Below are 17,463 nucleotides of genomic sequence, written 5' to 3'. Positions count from 1 at the left end.
ACTGGGCGCGACCTTGTAGCGGGACCCTCGTTCCCGGGTGTCGCTTCGCTCACCCGGGCTACGAAGCCGTCATCGCGCAGCTATGCCGCCTTCGACGCGCGCTCCGCAAATCGGGTCAACAAGGCCGCGATCTCGTGTCCGGGCCTTGCGGCGCTGAACAGGAAGCCCTGCACCTCATTGCAGCCTTCGGCGCGCAGCCAGTCGAGCTGGTCGGTCGTCTCGACGCCTTCCGCGGTCGTGGTGATCTTGAGGCTGCGGCCGAGGCCGGAGATCGCGCGCACGATCGCGACGCAGTCGGAGCGCTGCGCCAGGTCCTTGACGAAGGAGCGGTCGATCTTGATCTTGTCGAACGGGAAGCTGCGCAGATAGCTCAGCGAGGAATAGCCGGTGCCGAAATCGTCCATCGAGATGCTGACGCCGAGCTCGCGCAGCTGATGCAGGATCGCGAGGTTGGCTTCGGTCTCGGCGAGAAAAACCGACTCGGTGATCTCGAGCTCGAGCCGGCGCGCCGGCAGACCGGAATGCGCCAGTGCCGAGATCACGGCCTGGACCAGATTGCGGCTGCGGAACTGGACCGGCGACAGGTTGACTGCGACCTTGACGTCGGCCGGCCACTTCATCGCCTCGGCGCAGGCCTCGCGCAGCACCCACTCGCCGAGGGCTACGATCAGGCCGATGTCTTCGGCAACCGGGATGAACTCCGCGGGCGAGACCATGCCCTTCTGCGGATGCCGCCAGCGCAGCAATGACTCGAAGCCCGAGATGCGGTCGGCTGCGATGTCCACCAGCGGCTGGTAGTGCAGCTCGAATTCGCCGTTGTTGAACGCCGCGCGCAGGTCGCGCTCCATGTCGCGGCGCTTCTGCGCCTGCTGATCCATCTCCGGCTCGAAGAAGTGGTGCACGCCGCCGCCCTCGGCCTTGGCGCGGTACAGTGCCATATCGGCATTGCGCATCAGTTCTTCCGAGCTCGTGCCGTCGCCCGGCGACAGTGCGATCCCGATGCTGGCGCCGACCACGACTTCGAGCCCGTCGATATTGTAGGGTGCGCTCAGGGCATCGATCAGCCGTTCGGCGAAGGCGCTGGCCTCGTTCGGCGAAACGTCGTCGGCCAGCACGATCGCGAACTCGTCGCCGCCGAGCCGCGCCGCCACATTGTCGTCGCGAACCGCCTCGCGCAGCCGCTCCGCCACCAGCTTGAGCAGCCGGTCGCCCATCGGATGCCCGAAGGAGTCGTTGACGTTCTTGAACAGGTCGAGGTCGACGCACATCACAGCGACGCGCTTGTTGCCGGAGCGGCCGCGCTCCAGCGCCTCGCCGAGGCGCTGCTGGTAGAAGTCGCGGTTCGGCAAATTGGTGAGGCCGTCATGGTGCGCCATATGCGCGATCCGCGCTTCGGCGGCGCGGCGCTCGGTGATGTCGACCACCGCGACCAGATAGCCGTCGCGCCCCTCGAACGCCACCTTGCGTCCGAAGGTCAGCACATGGATCTCGGTACCGTCGGCCCTGATGTGCCGCCAATCGCGGCTCGATTGATAGACGTCGCCGATTTCGCGCAGCGCGGCGCTGTGCACGCTCCACTCGTCCACGGGCCAAATCTCGCGCAGCGTCATGCCGAGAAATCTCTCCCGGCTGTAGCCATAGTGCTGGACGGCCGCGTCGTTGACGCTGAGGAATTCCATCGTGCCGGCGTCGAACACCCACATCGGCATCGGGTTGTTCTCGAACAGCAGGCGGAACGACACCTCGCGCTGCTTCAGCGCGGTGACGTCGGAGACCGTGAGCGACAGCATGTCGCCGAACGCCGTGACGCCGAGCCGCAGGCAGCGATCGCCGCTGTCGATCTCGAACTGCCCGCCGGGCCCGCTGCCGACAAATCCGCGCAGACGGTCCATCACCACAGGCGCCGCCAGCGGATTGCCGCCGGCGCTGAGTCTGCGCCACAGCAATTCGGTCGCCGGCTGCATCAGCAGCCTTGCGGCGCCCTGGTTGAGATGCACGACCTGAAAATCGGCCGGCTCGCCCTGCGCGTCGCGGACCGCGGCGAGCGACAGCACGCCTTCGTCGGTGGCCGAGAAGATCGTATCGAGAAGATTGTACTGCGCATTGCGCTCGTTGACGTAGACGCCGACCAGGATACCGCCCCAGCGCGACCGCGTCGGCAGCGCCAGCACGTCGAAGGTCCGCACCAGGCCATCGCGCACGCAATGCGCCGAGGCAAGATAGGGCCGGCAGTTCGCGCGCGCGTTTGCGGCGGCTTCGCTCAGCGCGGTGGCGCAGTCCGGCGGCAGCGCGCTGAGCGGAATGTCCCAGCGTTCGTCGTTCAGCCAGCTCTGGACGTAGCGGCCGGTATGGGACGCGCACAGCACGCCATCGACGTCGCGCAGCAACACGATGTGATCCGCGAGCCGGCCGAGGCTGCCGAGCATCACGTCCTCATAGTGCGGCAGCTTCTCGCCGGGACGAACCGCGGCCTGCCACTTGCGTTGCAGCACCGGAACGTCGGCGAACATCTCTGAATTGAACTTGGCCGATGTCTTTGATTTCTTGTTGGCCATGACCATGGCGCGCCCCACGCAAACGTAGTCCCCGTGGCATCCAAGTCATGCCGCCGCTTAATGCCATGTAAAAATAGTGCGGCCGCGCGTCATCGCGAGCGATTATGACGGCTCAACTTTGCGCGATGGTTAGTTGGCGTTAGAGACTATGACGGTTGCATGAAATGCAACCCGGCCGGACCTCAGCGCGCCACGACCTCGACTTCGCCATCGACGCCGTTGACGACGTTGAACGGACGCTCGAACACCTTGCCCTCGTTCTTGGCGATCGCACGATACTCGCCTTCGGACAGCACGACGCGCGGGAACGCGCCGATCGATTCCTTGATCACGTCGCCGCCCGGCGTGATCACCGACCACGCGGTGTTGGCGAGCGCCTCGCCGCCCTTCTCGCTGACCAGCTTGAGCGTGATGACCGCGGCGCGATGGGTGACGGTGACGTCGGTCAGCTTGCCCGCCGCGACGCGGATGTCGGAGCGCACCACCGAGTTGGCATCGCCATAGTTGGAGACGATGTAGTAGGTGCCCTCCGGCAGCAGCGCGACGTCGCCGGCGGACACGTTGGGCACCAATGGGCCGCGGTCCGAGCCGTCGAACTGGCTGCCCTTGTAGATCGCGAACGAAATCTGGTTGGCCGGGATCTTGCTCGAGCCGACCCGGCCTTCGATCCGCAGGCCTCCGGCCGGCAGCACAAAGGACTCGCGATCGGTCTCCGACTTCAGGCTGACGGCGCGCACCGCGCTGACGAGGCCGAGCGCGACATGGACCACGTAGTTGCCGGGCGGCAGCACGAGGTTGGGCGTCGCCCCGCGCTCCTCGCGGATCAGCTTGTAGGTGCCGTTGTCGTCAGGCTTGTCGGCGAACACCCGCCAGACCAACCCGGCATTGATGACCGGCAGGTCCTTGCCGTACCGCGCCGTCAGCGCCAGCACCGCCTGGCCTGCGGTCGGGGATCCGGCCGGCGGGGTCACCGGCGGCACGGTCGCAATCGAGGGCTGGACGATGGTCGGCTGGCTCAGCGGACCGGGCAGAACCGGCCCCGAACCGGCCCCGGACGGCGGCGCCAGGTTGAGCGCCGGGCCGGTCGGTACCTCCGGCACCGAAGCCGGCGGGATCGGGGGCGGCCGGTCGCTGAAGAACTGCGCCGATACGGAAGCAGGGATCATGGCGAGCAAAAATGCCGCAAGCGCCAATAGCGGACGAAGCCGCATGCCCCGCCCGCATCCGCCGATGCCGTTGCCCCTCGAAGTCATCACCATGCTTTTCAACGAAAACGCGGCAAATTCAAGCCTTCGTCCGGGGAGCGTCCAAGGGTTTGTCACGGTCCTGCCGGCGCACGCCCTGGTTTGGAACCGCCCGATCAAGCCAATGTTAGCCTTGGGCCAGCCTTGGCGTCGCGGTCCAGTCACATTCCCTGCCTACCGCGGACCACCGGGGCATGAATCATGCCTCTGGGGAATAACCATGAAGATGGACGACGCTGGCGCAGCCAAACCGCGCCGCCTAGTCTCGCGCTGGCAGGAGATTTGTCGTGTTGGATAGCTGGATGGGCCGAGGCCACAAGAGCTCCGACGGCCCCGACAAGGTCGGACTGGGATCGGTTCGCCGACCGGTGATTGGGCTCGCGCTCGGCGGCGGCGCCGCGCGCGGCTTTGCCCATATCGGTATCATCAAGACCCTGCTCGCCCATGGCATCGTCCCCAATGTGGTCGTCGGCACCTCGATCGGCTCGGTGGTCGGCGGCGCCTATGCGGCCGGCCATATCGAAACGCTGGAGAAATGGGCCCGCGGCCTGCAGCCGCGCAGCGTGCTCGGCTATCTCGACATCCGCCTCAACGGCTCCGGCCTGATCGGCGGCGCCAAGCTGGCCGCCGAGATCGAGGCGGCGCTGGGAAAATCCATGATCGAGGATCTCCCGGTCAAGTTCGCGAGCGTCGCGACCGAGGTGCGCACGGGCCACGAGATCTGGTTGACCCAAGGTCCCCTGGTCGATGCCATGCGCGCCTCCTACGCCCTGCCCGGCATCTTCGCGCCGGTGCTGATCGGTGATCGCTGGCTGGTCGACGGCGCGCTGGTCAACCCGGTGCCGGTCTCGGCCGCACGCGCACTCGGCGCAGAGATCGTCATTGCGGCGAACCTCTCCAGCGACGTGTTCGCGCATTCGACCACGATCTACAATCACGGCGCGGTGCCGACGCCGGAGGTCACGGTCGCGGTGACCGCCGAGGCAGAGCTGGAGGCGGAGCCGCCGAAGCGCCGCTTTGGCCGGTTCTTCTCGGCCGAACGCACCGTGAAGCGGGAGTTTTTCGGCAGCGCCACCCGGCCCGGCATCTCCAGCGTCATGGTCGACGCTTTCAACATCATGCAGGACCGCATCACCCGCGCGCGCCTCGCCGGCGATCCGCCTGACATGCTGATCTCGCCGCGGGTCGGGCAGATCGGCTGGTTCGACTTCCACCGCGCCGACGACCTGATCGCACACGGCATCCGCGCCGCCGAACGCGCCATCGGCGCGATCGAGGAAGCGATCGACATCCTGGCCCCGCCGTCGAGCGGCGCGGGCAGCACCGGGAAATAGTCTCAGGCGGTCTTGATGTAGTCGCGCAGTGCTTCCTGCTCGCGCTCATATTCCTGCACGCGGCTCTTGACGATGTCGCCGATCGAGATCAGCCCGACCACCTTGCCGTCCTCGACCACCGGGAGATGGCGGAACTTGCCTGTCGTCATCATCTCCATGATGCCGCTGACCGTATCGGACTGGCGGCAGCTCACGACCTTCCTGGTCATGACCGCGCTCACCGGCTCATCCAGCGCGCCCGCGCCCCGCTCCGCGAGCACGCGGACGATGTCGCGCTCGGATAGGATGCCTTCCATCCGGCCCTGCTCCATCACCAGCACCGCGCCGATCTTGCGCTCGCCGAGCAGCTTGACCGCGGCCGACAGCTTCGCGTCGGGCGCGACGCTCATGACCTGATGGCCCTTTGCATCGAGAATGGAACGTACCGTCATTGTCGCCTCCCTGAATCCGCTCGCGCCCCGCTTCGACGGGATCGCGCCTGTTCGCCAGAGTCTTCAATCAACAGTTCCGCGCCGATTTCGGTTCCGGGGGCGCGGCAGTAGCTGGGCTCGATGTGTCGGCCCGCTTTGTTTCTGCGTCGCAAAGATGATGGAGGAATTCGATCCGAGCCGCAAGCGGCGATCAGACGCGGCCGGAGTGATCCACCGACGACGCATCTGCAGCATCGTCTCGCGCGCGCGGGATCGGATCGAACAGCGAGAACAGCAACAGCCCGGCGAGGAAGCCGCCGATGTGGGCCTGCCAGGCGACGACCGTGTCCTCACCTCCGAGCGACAGCGACGTGGCGCCGAACAGGATGTTGACGCCGAACCAGATCGCCAGGAAGGCGAGCACCCGACCGTTGCGCAGCGCCCCGCCACAGCGACAGCGCAGGCACCCTGGCCGCCGCCTCGGCATCGCCGCGGTTGAACGACAGGAAGCTGCCCTTGACGAAGGCGAAGCGCATCGCCGCCGCCATCGTCCCCGACACCGACGCCGATGCGCCGATCATCGGCGCGATCGCGTGCTCATGGGTCAACAGATGCGCGAGCGCGCCGGCCGCCGCCGTCACCGCCATGAAGACGAAGAAGCGCACCGCGCCGAAGCGCCGCGCCAGCGCGCTGCCGAACGGCAGCAGCCACAGCACATTGAAGCCGATATGGGTGAGGTTGGCATGCAGCAGCGAATAGGTGACGAAGCTCCAGACCTTGGCTCCGTCCCCGCCCGGGAAGGTGATGTCGAGCAGCGTCGAATCGTAGCGCTTCGGGATGAAGCCGAACACGTCGATGGTCCAGTTCTCCAGCTCCGGCGGCAGCAGCACCCGCAGATGGATCACCGCGATCAGCAGGATGTAGGCGGTGAGCGCCGGCGGCAGGGTCAGGATCGGCTCACGCGGCGCCTCCGGCGGCGGCGCGAGCGGGGATTCGGGATGGGAGTCCAAGGGGTCGGCGACCTCGAATGCGACTGTGAAGCCAGAGATAGGCGGCTTTCACGCCCCTGTGCAAGTGCACAATCCCGAAATCGGACACCGGCTGTCGCCGCGATACTGGAATAGAAACCAAAGAAAAGGGAGGGTGCTGAGAACACCCTCCCTGCTCGGCTGGCCTTGTCATGCCCCAGAGGGATCGGGAGACCATCCCCACCCCTCCCCGCACGGTGACCAAACTGTTTGACGCCGCCTGTGTACCAACCACGCCGGCGCTTGGGGCAGCCAGCGAACGGGAACGCGCGGACCCTACGCGCAGGTTCCGCCTACGCCAAGGACATAGTTAAATTTACGTTAACAACACAAAGCTGCCGATAAGCCGCCCAAACCGCGGCCACGGCATGGACGCTGCACAGCCTTCCCTGCACAACAGAGAAGGGAAGGCGTCTGAGCAAAACCGGGACAGATGTGTCCCGCCGAGACAGGTGCCGGGCAAGGTTCATTAGATGAAGCACAGCTCCAGCCGCGAATACTTCGCTTATTGGAATGCGAAGCGCGGTACCGCACGCGCACCTGACCGGAGTGAGTTCGAGCCGTCCGCGGTGCGCGAGCTGCTGTCCGACATCTTCGTGCTGTCCTATGACGGCGAGACCCGCTTCCCGTTCCGCGTTGCCGGCACCCGCACCTCCGCCCTGCTCGGCTGCGACCTCAAGAACCAGAGCTTTTCGGCGCTGTTCAGCGGCGAGAGCCGCGGCGAGATCGAGGACATCATCACCTGCGTCGTCGAAGAGACCCTGCCGGCCATCGCCGGCATCACCGCCACGACCGAGGCCGGCGCCAAGGCGCATCTTGAATTGCTGCTGCTGCCGTTCACTGCCCGCGTCCATATGCCGGCAAGCCTGACCGGCCTGCTCGCCCCGTTCGAGGAGGACGTCACGAGGCTGCACGATTTGGTACTGACCTCGTGGCGCTACCTGCATCCCCAGGAGCGGTTCGTGCCGCGGACCCTGCGCAAGCTCGCGATCGCGCGCGGCCTGATGGTCTACGAAGGGCTGCGCTAACCGCCCCCACCCACCCGCCGGCGGAATGGCGTGGACCGGTCGCTTGCGCCGCGCGCTGTGGAACTCTATTAGCTGTTGGGCCGCCACAGCGGGAGTGACCCGCTCATTGCAGCTGCGGCGGGGCTCGGCATGTTTCGGAATTCGATCAGGCAGAAGATCGTCGGCATCGCCGCGGGACTGATCGTCCTCGCGGTGATCACCTCGCTGCTGTCCATGGTGATGGCGGGCCAGGTCGGCCATCTCCTCGACGAGCTCACCAACCGCTACATCCCCGCCTACGGCCACCTCGCCCGCGTCAACATCCGCTCGCTGGAGCGGTCGCTGGCGATGCGCCGGATGATGATGGCGAAGATGCAGGCGCCGGGCGAGGACGGCGGCTACGCGGCGGCGCGCAGGACGTTCGACGAGATCGAGCCGACCATCAAGCGCGAGGCCGACGCCGCGCGCGTGCTGATCGATGCGATCATCGCCGATCCCTCGACGCCATCAGACAATGCTGCGCTCGGACGTCTCGATGACCGCATCGACAACGCCGTCAACGACCTGCTGATGCGCCTCAACGCAGAGAACAAGACGCTGCTCGAGCAACTCGATGCCCAGGAGTTCGCGGCCGCGAAAGCGACCACGCTCCGCGCCGACGCCCTGCGCGACGATTTCAACAACCGGATCGAGAGCATCCGCACCGACATGCTGGCGCAGGTCGCATCTGCCGCAGCCAAGGTGATGAGTGCCCAGCAGCGGGCGATCATCATCTCCGGCGTCGTCACCGCGATTGCCGCGATCCTCGGCTTCGTGTTCGCGATGCTGGTCGGCAGCGGCATCACCCGTCCGGTGATGCGCCTGCTCGAGAGCACCCGCGAGGTCGAGGCCGGGCGCCTCGATGGCGCCATCGCCATCACGACCCAGGACGAGATCGGCCAGCTCTCGGCCGCTTTCAACCGCATGATCGAGACGCTGCGCCACAACCAGCGCATCCGCGAGACCTTCGGCCGCTACATCAATCCGCGGATCGCCGAGGGCCTGCTCGAGCAGCCGGCGATCGCCGCCACCGAAGGCCAGCGCCGCGTCATGACGGTGATGTTCTGCGACATGAAGGGTTTCACCCACCTGAGCGAAGGCGTGACCCCGAGCGGCCTCGTCAAGATCATGAACCTCTATCTGTCGACGATGTCCGCGCCGGTCCATGCGCATCGCGGCATCATCGACAAATATATCGGCGACGCCATCATGGCATATTGGGGTGCCCCCTTCGTCGAGGAGGCCGAGCAGACCCATCTGGCGGCGCTTGCCGCCATCGACATGATCGGCCAGGTCAACAAGCTGCGCAAGGATCTGCCCGAATTGCTCGGCGTGCGCGCGATCCCCGCCGACTGCGACATCCGGATCGGGATCGCGACCGGCGAGGCGCTGGTTGGCAGCATCGGTTCCGAATTCATGATGAGTTACACCGTGCTGGGCGACACCGTGAACCTCGCCTCGCGGCTGGAAGGCGCCAACAAGTTCTACGGCAGCCGCAGCCTGATCTCGGACGCCACCGCCGCGGCCTGCACCGCGGCCATCGAGCTGCGCGAGATCGACCGCCTCGTCGTGGTCGGCCAGACCCAGCCGGTCGCCGTGTTCGAGATCATCGGCAAGAAGGACGAGCTGACGCCGGCGCAGGCCGAGTTGCGGCGGCATTACGCCGATGGTCTCGCCGCCTATCGCGCGCAGCGCTGGGACGATGCCGACCAAGCCTTCTCCGCCGCGCTGGCCGCCGTGCCGGGCGACGGACCGTCGCTGGCGATGCAGGCACGCGTCCGGGATTTCCGCCTCAATCCGCCGCCGGCCGATTGGGACGGCGCTTGGCATCTGGAACGCAAATAGCGGCAACCAAAGCCGGATATCGCCGCGCAATTCACGCAACCGTGCAATCTTAGAAATATTTTTCCGGCTTCCGCTACCGGAAAGCGAACGGTATCATCTCCGGACTTTCCACGGCGTCACGTGCAAATGAGCTATTTCCGGCGTGTCCTGAATTCCAGCGTGAACAAGTTTCTTGAAGTGCCGGCAGGTCTCGGTTGCCGCATCGTCGCGTTACCACAGGTCGCCTCCCGCCTCGACGCCAGCTACGAAAAGACAAAGCAGCAATACGCGCGACATGTCCCCGCGATCGGCGGGAACGACCAGGCAATTGTCGAGGGACTGAGGACCAGCGGCGTTTTCGTCACGTCACTGGAGCAATTGAACCTTCCGGGTACGGAGCATTTCCTGCAACAGGCCGACGCGCTTGAGCGACAACATTTGCCCCTCCGGCGATCCTTTCAGGCCGGAGCAGACGCCATCATGGCTCATCGCCAAATCTACCACTGGGGACTCCATGGTCGGCTGCTCGACATTGCCGAGAACTATCTCGGCGTGCCGGTCGGTTACGACGGCATCAACATCTTTTTCACGCTTGCCGACGGACGCGAGAACGGCGTCCGTCTCTGGCATCGCGACGGCGAAGATCGTCGAATGCTCAAGATTGCCGTCTACATTCACGACGTGGACGAAGGCAACGGCCCCTTCCAGGTCTTGCGGCGCCGGATTCCCGCGTACGACCATTTGCCCAGCGGGAGGTTTCCGGAGTTGACCCAGCACCAGTTGGAAGAAACCCTGCCCGATTTCGACATGGCTCGTGACGTTGTCACATGCACCGGAAAACGCGGCACTGTCATATTCTCCGACACCGCGTCATTCTACCACCGCGGGATGCCGGCGATCAGGCGCGACCGCTACGCGATCTTCTTGAACTATATCGGGCGCGTGCCGCTGCGACCATTTCGTTGCGAGCGAAGCATGGTCTCCCGCGCGCAAATCCATCAACTCGCGAAAGAGCTCCCCGCGCGCCAGCGGGACTGCGTGCTGTGGAGAAACGCCTTGCCGCTTGTCGCCTGCATCCTTCCGCCGGCGCCGACCTATAGCGACCTGTGACCGCGCTGCTGGACGCCGCCGCGCGTTCGATCGACCCGTTGGCAATCCGGGCTGCGGCCGGTCATCCGCAGGTTCGCGCCAATTGCGCCTCGATTGCCGCCTTGTCGATCACCGACCACACTTCCACGATCTTGCCATCGCGGAATTGGTAGAACACGTTCTCGGCAAAGGCGACGCGTCTGCCGTTGACGTTGAGACCGAGGAACGTCGCCGTCGGCGAACAGTCGAACGCCAGCCTGCTCGCGACATGGGACACATCTGCGATCAGCAGCGCGATGTTGAAGCGAAGGTCAGGGATGTCGCAATAATCCTGCTCCAGCATCGCGCGATAGCCGGACAAGCCGATCCGCCGGCCGTTGTGGCACACGTCGTCGCCGACGAACTGACCGAGCCGCGGCCAATCCTGCCGATTCAGACAGGCGATGTAGCTTCGGTAGATCTCGGCGAGGTCCTTCTTCATCATCGATCGTCCTTGTCGCGCGGCGTGTCCGGATAGCCGTTGAGGTCGGGTACATTCTAACACCGATGTTAGTTTCGAATCCGCTGTTCGATGCTCGGCCGGCATGCAAGCGCGAGGTCCGGAAGCGACAGGGCGATTGCCGCACCGGCAACAATTTTTCAGAACGCGCGGAATGTCTCTCGCGATCGGGAGTTAGTGCTTCAGACCAACGACTATTCACGTCGAATCGGGAGGTGCGTATGATCAAGTCGCCGATGAAGCTGGCAACGCTTGCGTCAATTCTGACGGCACCGATCGTCCTGTTCCCACCGCACACCACCCTCGCCGCCGGCGGCGGTGGTGGTGGCGGCGGAGGAGCAGGCGGCGGAGAACTCTACGGGTCGAGCTACAGCACTCCCGCGCCGGCCTATCCCCAGGAGAAGGGCAGAAAGACCACGCACCGGGTCAAGAAGCCCGCGAAGCAATCGAGCTTCGACGACCCGGCATTCCGCGAGGGCTATCGCGCGGCCTATGCGACGATCTACGAACGCAACGACTACGCCGCCGCGATCGATCAGTTGCACGCGCTCGGCAACGACGATCATCCGAACGTCGCCAATCTGATCGGTTACTCCTACCGCAAGCTCGGCGACTACAAGCAGTCGCAAGTCTGGTACGAGCGCGCGCTGAAGGCCGACCCGAACCACGTGCTGACCTGGAACTACTACGGCCTCTGGCAGATCGAACAGGGCAACCGCGACCAGGCGCAGTATCATCTGAGCCGGATCGCCGAGATCTGCGGCACAGACTGCGAGGAGTATCGGACGCTGGCGGCGGCGCTGGAGAAGCCGCCGGGCACGAACCTCGTGTACTGAGCGCGTCGTGTAGCGCGCATGAGCGGAGCGACGTGCGGGGGGAACGACCCCGGACGTCGCTGTCGCTCATCCGGGGGCTGCCCTTGAGCCGCGCTGGTCGCACGTCCGCTTTTGCGGCGGGTCTTTGCCGCTTCGACCGGCATGAGCGCGGCGGCCGCGCCCTGAGCGACGAGGCGCCGAAAAACCAATTCGATATCCTGCGCCTCCCATTGTCATCTGTTTGTCATGAATTGTGCCGACACGTCAGCGCCGGACCAGTTCGGGGACACGCATGGACTATTTCAAACGCTTCAACTTCCTGTTCGCAGCGCCGGTTTTCGAGGCCGACGACCTCGAAGGCATCCGATTCAACCAGATCATCACCGAGATCGAGCGCTCCGGCTTCGAGGTGGTGCGCGCCCGCAAGCTGGAAGATGCCGAAATCGCGGTGCAGACCGATGCCGCGATCGGCTGCATGGTGGTCGACTGGGGCAAGAAGGGTCTTGAGGGCAAGACCGCGGCCCTGATCAACCTGATGCGCCGGCGCGGCCTCGACTTCCCGATCATCCTGCTGATCCGCCGCAAGCGGTTCGAGGACCTGCCGGTCGAGGTGCTGGATTTCATCGACGGCTACGTGTTCCTGTCCGAGGAAACCCCGCCCTTCATCGCCAAGAACCTGATCTCCAGGCTCAAGCAGTATGCCGAGAACCTGAAGACGCCGTTCTTCGGCGCGCTGGTCGACTATGCCGAGGAAGGCAACCAGCTTTGGACCTGTCCGGGCCACAATGGCGGCGTGTTCTACAGCCGCAGCCCGATCGGCCGGGTGTTCGTCGAGCATCTCGGCGAAGCCGTGTTCCGCGACGACCTCGACAATTCCGTGCTCGATCTCGGCGACCTGCTCACCCATGAGGGGCCGGCGCTGAAGGCGCAGAAGGAAGCGGCGCGGATCTTCGGCGCCGAGAAGACCTATTTCGTGCTCAACGGCACGTCGACCTCCAACAAGGTCGCGTTGGGATCGTTGGTCACCGACGGCGACCTCGTGCTGTTCGACCGCAACAACCACAAGGCCGCCCATCACGGCGCGCTTTTGATCGGCGGCGGCGTCCCGGTTTATGTGCCGACCGTGCGCAACGCCTGGGGCCTGATCGGCCCGATGCGCTGGGACCTGCTCGATGAGGGCACGCTGCGCGACCACATCCGCAAGCACCCGCTGGTCAAGGACGAGAATGCCTGGAAGAAGGAGCGCCCGTTCCGCGTCGCGGTGGTCGAGCAGTGCACCTATGACGGCACCATCCACTCGGCCGAGATGATCCTGAAGCGGATCGGCCATCTCTGCGACTACATCCTGTTCGACGAGGCCTGGGCCGGCTTCATGAAATTCCACCCGATCTATGCCGGCCGCTTCGCGATGGGGCTCGCCAATCTCGGCCCCGAGGCGCCCGGCATCATCGCCACCCAATCCACCCACAAGCAGCTCGCGAGCTTCTCGCAGGCCTCGCAGATCCACATCCGCGACCGCCACATCAAGGGCCAGAAGCGCCGGGTCGAGCACCGCCGCTTCAACGAAAGCTTCATGCAGCACGCCTCGACCTCGCCGTTCTATCCGATCTTCGCCTCGCTCGACGTCGGCGCACAGATGATGAAGGGGCGCTCCGGCGAGGTGCTGTGGGACGACACGATCCGGCTCGGCATCGAGCTGCGCAAGAAGATCCGCGCGGTGAAGCGCGAGTTCGAGGAGAAGGAGACGCGCGCGGAACGGCGCTGGTTCTTCGAGCCGTTCGTGCCGGACCGGGTGAAGATCCCCGATGTCGCCCGCGAAGGCGGCGTCCACAACGTCGCCTGGGAGACGATCTCGACCGATCAGCTCGCGACCAATCCGTCCTACTGGCAGCTCAGTCCGGGCGAAACCTGGCACGGCTTCCCCGAGCTGACGGACAGCTTTGCCATGACCGACCCGAACAAGCTCACTTTGTTGACGCCGGGCTTCGATCACGCCACCGGCGCCTATGCCGATCACGGCATCCCCGCGCCGATCGTGGCGCAATATCTGCGCGAGAACCAGATCGTTGCCGAGAAGAACGACCTCAACTCCCTGCTGTTCCTGCTGACGCCCGGCGTCGAGGCCAGCAAGGCCGGCACGCTGGTATCCGGGCTCGTCGCCTTCAAGAAGCTGCACGACGACAACGCGCTGGTCGAGGACGTCATCCCGGAATTCTTCCGCCGCCGTCCGCAACGCTACACCGGGGTGCGGCTGCGCGATCTCTGCGGCGACATGCATCGCTTCTTCCGCGACGGCAACGTCAGCATGCTACAGGCCAAGCAATTCCTGCCCGAGCATCTCCCCGAGATCGCGATGTCGCCGCGCCAGGCGGCGCAATATCTGATCCGCAACGACGTCGACTACCTGCCGATCGACCAGATCTTCGGCCGCATCGCCGCGACGCCGTTCGTGGTCTATCCGCCGGGGATCGCCACCATCGTGCCCGGCGAGCGGCTGTCGGAACGCAGCAAGCCGATGATCGATTACCTCAAGATGTTCGAGGCGAGCTTCAACGCCTTCCCCGGCTTCGAGGTCGAGGTGCAGGGCATCTACAAGGAGATCGATGAATCCGGCCGCGTCCGCTTCTACACCTATGTAGTGTCCGAATAGACGAACGGACGCAACGCAATGGAGAATGATCACAAGATCACCGTCCGCGCCTCGCGCGACAACGACGTCGATGCGATGCTGTCGATTTACCGCCACCATATCCGCCACGGCATCGAGGAGAGCGTGGACGACAGCGGCACGCCGGAGCCCGACGATCTGCGCGACCGCCGCAAGAACCTGCGCAGCACCCGCCTGCCCCACCTCGTCGCGGTTTGCGACGGCGAAGTGGTCGGCTACGCCTATGTGGTCCAGTTCCGCAAGCGCCCGGCCTATCGCTACACGGTGAAGCATTCGATCTATATTCACCACCGCTTCACCGGCCAGGGCGTCGGCGGCAAGCTGTTGCAGGAATTGGTCGACACCTGCGCCGCCGCCGGCTTCCGCCAGATGATCGGCTACATCGACAGCGACAATGCGGCCTCGCTCGCGTTGCACGACCGCTTCGGCTTCGCCCGCGTCGGTCATTTGCCGGGTGTCGCCTATCGCTACGGCCGCTGGTCCGACACCGTGATGGTGCAACGCTCGCTCGCCGCCGGCTCGACCACGCCGCCGCCGCCCGCACCGCTGTCGCGGCGGTGATGGGGGCGTAGGCGCTTTTTCAATCGTCTTCCCGGCGAAAAGCCAGGACCCATACGCCGCAGCGTTGTTGTGAACGGGACTCGTCGTTCCAGGATCGTTTTTTACAATGACCATGTGGGGTAATGGGTCCCCTTGCTTTCGCCAGGACGACGATGAGGATGGTTCTCGATTCAAGATATCAAACAACGCGCTGTCATCACCCGCGAAAGCGGGTGATCCAGTATTCCAGAGGCAGCAGTGCTTGAGCCGAGAAGTCGCGGCGTACTGGATCGCCCGGTCAAGCCGGGCGATGACGGTTGAGGATGGGATTAGCTGCGCTCTACCGTGAACGTGCCGCCCGCACTCTACTCCAGCGTGAAGCCGACCCGCAGCGTCACCTGGTAGTGCGCGACCTTGCCGCCCTCGATGTGGCCCCCGGGTCTGCACCACCTCGAACCATTTCATCTCGCGGATCGTCTTCGAGGCGCGGCTCACCGCGTTCTCGATCGCCGCCTCGATACTCTTGTCCGATGATCCGACCAGTTCGAGGATCTTGTAGACGTGGTCCTTGTCGTGCGTCGTGGGCATGTCGACCTCCTCTGTGGATGCGCGATCCGGACGATCTGCAGGTCAATCCGGACAGTCTTCGCCTGATGCAGACCGGCAGTCGCCGAACGAATGCTGCGCGGCAACAGACCGATTGATTTGAATCAACGTGTCGCGGCGCGTTTGGTGCCAGCATGCATTTCGTGCCATCGAGGCAGCTGTCTTTTTCCGTGCCTTGACCTATGGTAGCATGGTTTGGCCAAGCATTCGGGAGCGATACGATGTCTACAGCGTCCAGCTCGCCCGCCACACCTCCTCATAGCCTCGGATCCGGGCTTGCCCACCTTCGCGCCAAGTGGGGCTGGATCGTTGCCCTCGGCGTGATCTACCTGATCGCGGGCGTTCTCGCCTTCGGCAGCGTCTTCTTCGCCACCGTCGTCAGCGTGCTGTTCGTTGGCGCCATGATGATCGTCGCGGGCGCCGCCGAGATCGTGAATGCGTTCCAGTTCAAGACGTGGGGCAAGTTTCTGTTCTGGCTGCTGCTCGGCGCGCTCTATGTCGTCGCGGGCTTCATCACGTTCGAGAACCCGCTGCTCGGCGCGGCGACGCTGACGCTGTTCCTCGGCATCGCCCTCGTCGTCTCCGGCATCGTCCGCATCTTCCTGGCCTTCGGCATGAACTCGGAAGCGCCGTGGGGCATGGTCGCAATATCAGGCCTGATCACGCTGGTGCTCGGCGCCATGATCCTGGCGCGCTGGCCGGTGTCGAGCCTCTACGTGCTCGGCATCTTCCTCAGCGTCGACCTGATCTGCGCCGGTGTGAGCTGGATCAGCATGGGCATGGCGCTGAAGCGCAGGGCGTGAAGGTGCCCTCGTCGGCCCAGGCACGATCATAGGGCGGATAAGTCACTGCGTCACAGGCACTTTTTCGCTGATCCTCCTGCCGTCATCGCGAGCGAAGCAAACCGATCCTTCTGCCCGCGAACGCGGTAGACAAAAACCGGAAGCGCATGCCGATACCGACGGCTACCGCCTGATCTCCTCGACCACACGCACCAGCGGGCGGTCGGAAATCTGGATCGGGCCGGAGAACGGCGTGCTCATTTCCAGGATCAGATAGATCGCGGCCGAGACCAGCGCCGCCGCGGCGACATAGGTCGAGATCACGACCGCGTTGCGCGGCGCGCGAAAGCCGAGGGTGGCGAACATCAGCGTCAGCCAGCCGACCAGGATGCAGATCAGCGGCGACGGGAACGAACCGTCGGACTGCTCGACGAAGGTCCAGCGCTGCTGCACCGCCTGGCGATAGACCGACCGCGCGTCGTTCCACAGCGCGACCTTCTGCTCGTCGTCGAACCGCAGCTCGCGGAGGCTGGTGCCGACCTCGTCGAGCAGATGTTCGGACACCTCGTTCGCCCGCGAGATCGGCACATCCTTGAGCACCTGCTCGACATAGGCGAGCAGCCGCCTGCGCGGCTCGTCGGCGCTCGGCCCGAGCGGCCGCAGGCTGCGATCGAGCAGGATGAGGTCGGTGGCGAACACATGCAGATTGCGGTCGACCGCCACATAGGTGTTGGCCGAGTTGTTCATCATCAGGCCGAGCAGCAGCGACGGCATGGTGAAGAACAGCGTCGCGACCAGCCGCACCGAGGTGTTGGTCTCGTCGCTGCGGTGATGGTCGGCGAACCGGACATGGATCGCCATGGTCCCAAGCGCGGCGCCGCTCAGCAGGATGAAGATCAGGACGGCGACGACGAATGCGACCACGGCTTGCGGAGACCTGCGAGAGAATCAGGTGCGTAGGATAGCAAGGGACGCGGTGCATGTCCGGTTGACTGGCCCTGCCAAGGCGCTATCCAGTCCGGA

General features: G+C 65.0%; 13 protein-coding genes and 2 pseudogenes. 8 read left to right on the top strand and 7 right to left on the bottom strand.

The window, feature by feature from the left end:
* Positions 1–80 precede the first annotated feature (80 nt).
* Both ACVW17_RS23180 and ACVW17_RS23175 read right to left on the bottom strand, forming a co-directional pair.
* A complete protein-coding gene (locus tag ACVW17_RS23180) occupies positions 81–2,561 on the bottom strand; it encodes a putative bifunctional diguanylate cyclase/phosphodiesterase (protein ID WP_456754066.1) in 2,481 nt (826 codons plus the stop codon).
* Between the two features lie 176 nt (positions 2,562–2,737).
* The gene (locus ACVW17_RS23175; RefSeq protein ID WP_456797915.1) at positions 2,738–3,808 is read right to left on the bottom strand and encodes a hypothetical protein; all 1,071 of its coding nucleotides are present in this window, start codon (positions 3,806–3,808) and stop codon (positions 2,738–2,740) included.
* Between the two features lie 278 nt (positions 3,809–4,086).
* Between ACVW17_RS23175 and ACVW17_RS23170 the strand changes: the two genes are divergently transcribed.
* On the top strand, positions 4,087–5,133 hold the full coding sequence (locus tag ACVW17_RS23170; RefSeq protein WP_456754064.1) for a patatin-like phospholipase family protein: 1,047 nt from the start codon (positions 4,087–4,089) through the stop codon (positions 5,131–5,133).
* Positions 5,134–5,135: 2 nt separating this feature from the next.
* On the opposite strand, the gene ACVW17_RS23165 is transcribed toward ACVW17_RS23170, so the two are convergent.
* Together ACVW17_RS23165 and ACVW17_RS23160 are read right to left on the bottom strand one after the other, a co-directional pair.
* Positions 5,136–5,564 (bottom strand): CBS domain-containing protein, encoded by a 429-nt coding sequence (locus ACVW17_RS23165; RefSeq protein WP_456754063.1) that lies wholly within the window; start codon positions 5,562–5,564, stop codon positions 5,136–5,138.
* A 190-nt stretch (positions 5,565–5,754) separates the two neighbouring features.
* Positions 5,755–6,553, bottom strand: a pseudogene (locus ACVW17_RS23160) (rhomboid family intramembrane serine protease).
* A 491-nt stretch (positions 6,554–7,044) separates the two neighbouring features.
* Between ACVW17_RS23160 and ACVW17_RS23155 the strand changes: the two are divergent.
* The 3 genes from ACVW17_RS23155 (at position 7,045) to ACVW17_RS23145 (ending at position 10,551) form a co-directional block, all read left to right on the top strand.
* The gene (locus ACVW17_RS23155; protein WP_456754061.1) at positions 7,045–7,599 is read left to right on the top strand and encodes a PAS domain-containing protein; all 555 of its coding nucleotides are present in this window, start codon (positions 7,045–7,047) and stop codon (positions 7,597–7,599) included.
* Positions 7,600–7,728: 129 nt separating this feature from the next.
* Positions 7,729–9,462 carry an adenylate/guanylate cyclase domain-containing protein gene (locus ACVW17_RS23150; RefSeq protein ID WP_456754060.1) on the top strand — a complete coding sequence of 578 codons (1,734 nt, stop codon included), beginning with the start codon at positions 7,729–7,731 and terminating at the stop codon, positions 9,460–9,462.
* A 126-nt stretch (positions 9,463–9,588) separates the two neighbouring features.
* Positions 9,589–10,551 carry a hypothetical protein gene (locus tag ACVW17_RS23145; protein WP_456797914.1) on the top strand — a complete coding sequence of 321 codons (963 nt, stop codon included), beginning with the start codon at positions 9,589–9,591 and terminating at the stop codon, positions 10,549–10,551.
* A 61-nt stretch (positions 10,552–10,612) separates the two neighbouring features.
* On the opposite strand, the gene ACVW17_RS23140 is transcribed toward ACVW17_RS23145, so the two are convergent.
* On the bottom strand, positions 10,613–11,014 hold the full coding sequence (locus ACVW17_RS23140; RefSeq protein WP_456754058.1) for an ester cyclase: 402 nt from the start codon (positions 11,012–11,014) through the stop codon (positions 10,613–10,615).
* Positions 11,015–11,250: 236 nt separating this feature from the next.
* Between ACVW17_RS23140 and ACVW17_RS23135 the strand changes: the two genes are divergently transcribed.
* The 3 genes from ACVW17_RS23135 to ACVW17_RS23125 all read left to right on the top strand — a co-directional run bounded on the left by ACVW17_RS23135 (position 11,251) and on the right by ACVW17_RS23125 (position 15,073).
* Positions 11,251–11,865, top strand: coding sequence for a tetratricopeptide repeat protein (locus ACVW17_RS23135; protein WP_456754057.1), 615 nt, complete (start codon positions 11,251–11,253; stop codon positions 11,863–11,865).
* A gap of 271 nt (positions 11,866–12,136) precedes the next feature.
* Positions 12,137–14,494, top strand: a complete 2,358-nt coding sequence (locus ACVW17_RS23130; RefSeq protein WP_456754056.1) for an Orn/Lys/Arg family decarboxylase — start codon at positions 12,137–12,139, stop codon at positions 14,492–14,494.
* Between the two features lie 18 nt (positions 14,495–14,512).
* On the top strand, positions 14,513–15,073 hold the full coding sequence (locus ACVW17_RS23125; protein WP_456754055.1) for an N-acetyltransferase family protein: 561 nt from the start codon (positions 14,513–14,515) through the stop codon (positions 15,071–15,073).
* 344 nt (positions 15,074–15,417) lie between these two features.
* On the opposite strand, the pseudogene ACVW17_RS23120 reads toward ACVW17_RS23125, so the two are convergent.
* Positions 15,418–15,640 (bottom strand): annotated as a pseudogene (locus ACVW17_RS23120) (dodecin).
* Between the two features lie 239 nt (positions 15,641–15,879).
* On the opposite strand from ACVW17_RS23120, the gene ACVW17_RS23115 reads away from it, so the two are divergent.
* Entirely contained in the window at positions 15,880–16,461 is a 582-nt protein-coding gene (locus ACVW17_RS23115; RefSeq protein ID WP_456754054.1) for an HdeD family acid-resistance protein, read from the top strand.
* A gap of 162 nt (positions 16,462–16,623) precedes the next feature.
* Here ACVW17_RS23115 and ACVW17_RS23110 read toward each other — a convergent pair whose 3' ends face one another.
* Positions 16,624–17,364, bottom strand: a complete 741-nt coding sequence (locus ACVW17_RS23110; protein ID WP_456797913.1) for a bestrophin-like domain — start codon at positions 17,362–17,364, stop codon at positions 16,624–16,626.
* Between the last annotated feature and the right edge of the window lie 99 nt (positions 17,365–17,463).

This window comes from Bradyrhizobium sp. USDA 4473 (genome assembly GCF_054063335.1).
Note: the sequence above shows the minus strand (reverse complement) of the source record. Positions and strands in the feature narration are given on the sequence as shown.

Excerpts from the sequence above, each read along its gene's own strand:
- ACVW17_RS23180 (WP_456754066.1), bottom strand. The coding sequence starts at position 2,561 with ATGGTCATGGCCAACAAGAAATCAAAGACATCGGCCAAGTTCAATTCA.
- ACVW17_RS23175 (WP_456797915.1), bottom strand. The coding sequence starts at position 3,808 with ATGACTTCGAGGGGCAACGGCATCGGCGGATGCGGGCGGGGCATGCGG.
- ACVW17_RS23165 (WP_456754063.1), bottom strand. The coding sequence starts at position 5,564 with ATGACGGTACGTTCCATTCTCGATGCAAAGGGCCATCAGGTCATGAGC.
- ACVW17_RS23155 (WP_456754061.1), top strand. The coding sequence starts at position 7,045 with ATGAAGCACAGCTCCAGCCGCGAATACTTCGCTTATTGGAATGCGAAG.
- ACVW17_RS23150 (WP_456754060.1), top strand. The coding sequence starts at position 7,729 with ATGTTTCGGAATTCGATCAGGCAGAAGATCGTCGGCATCGCCGCGGGA.
- ACVW17_RS23145 (WP_456797914.1), top strand. The coding sequence starts at position 9,589 with ATGAGCTATTTCCGGCGTGTCCTGAATTCCAGCGTGAACAAGTTTCTT.
- ACVW17_RS23140 (WP_456754058.1), bottom strand. The coding sequence starts at position 11,014 with ATGATGAAGAAGGACCTCGCCGAGATCTACCGAAGCTACATCGCCTGT.
- ACVW17_RS23135 (WP_456754057.1), top strand. The coding sequence starts at position 11,251 with ATGATCAAGTCGCCGATGAAGCTGGCAACGCTTGCGTCAATTCTGACG.
- ACVW17_RS23130 (WP_456754056.1), top strand. The coding sequence starts at position 12,137 with ATGGACTATTTCAAACGCTTCAACTTCCTGTTCGCAGCGCCGGTTTTC.
- ACVW17_RS23125 (WP_456754055.1), top strand. The coding sequence starts at position 14,513 with ATGGAGAATGATCACAAGATCACCGTCCGCGCCTCGCGCGACAACGAC.
- ACVW17_RS23115 (WP_456754054.1), top strand. The coding sequence starts at position 15,880 with ATGTCTACAGCGTCCAGCTCGCCCGCCACACCTCCTCATAGCCTCGGA.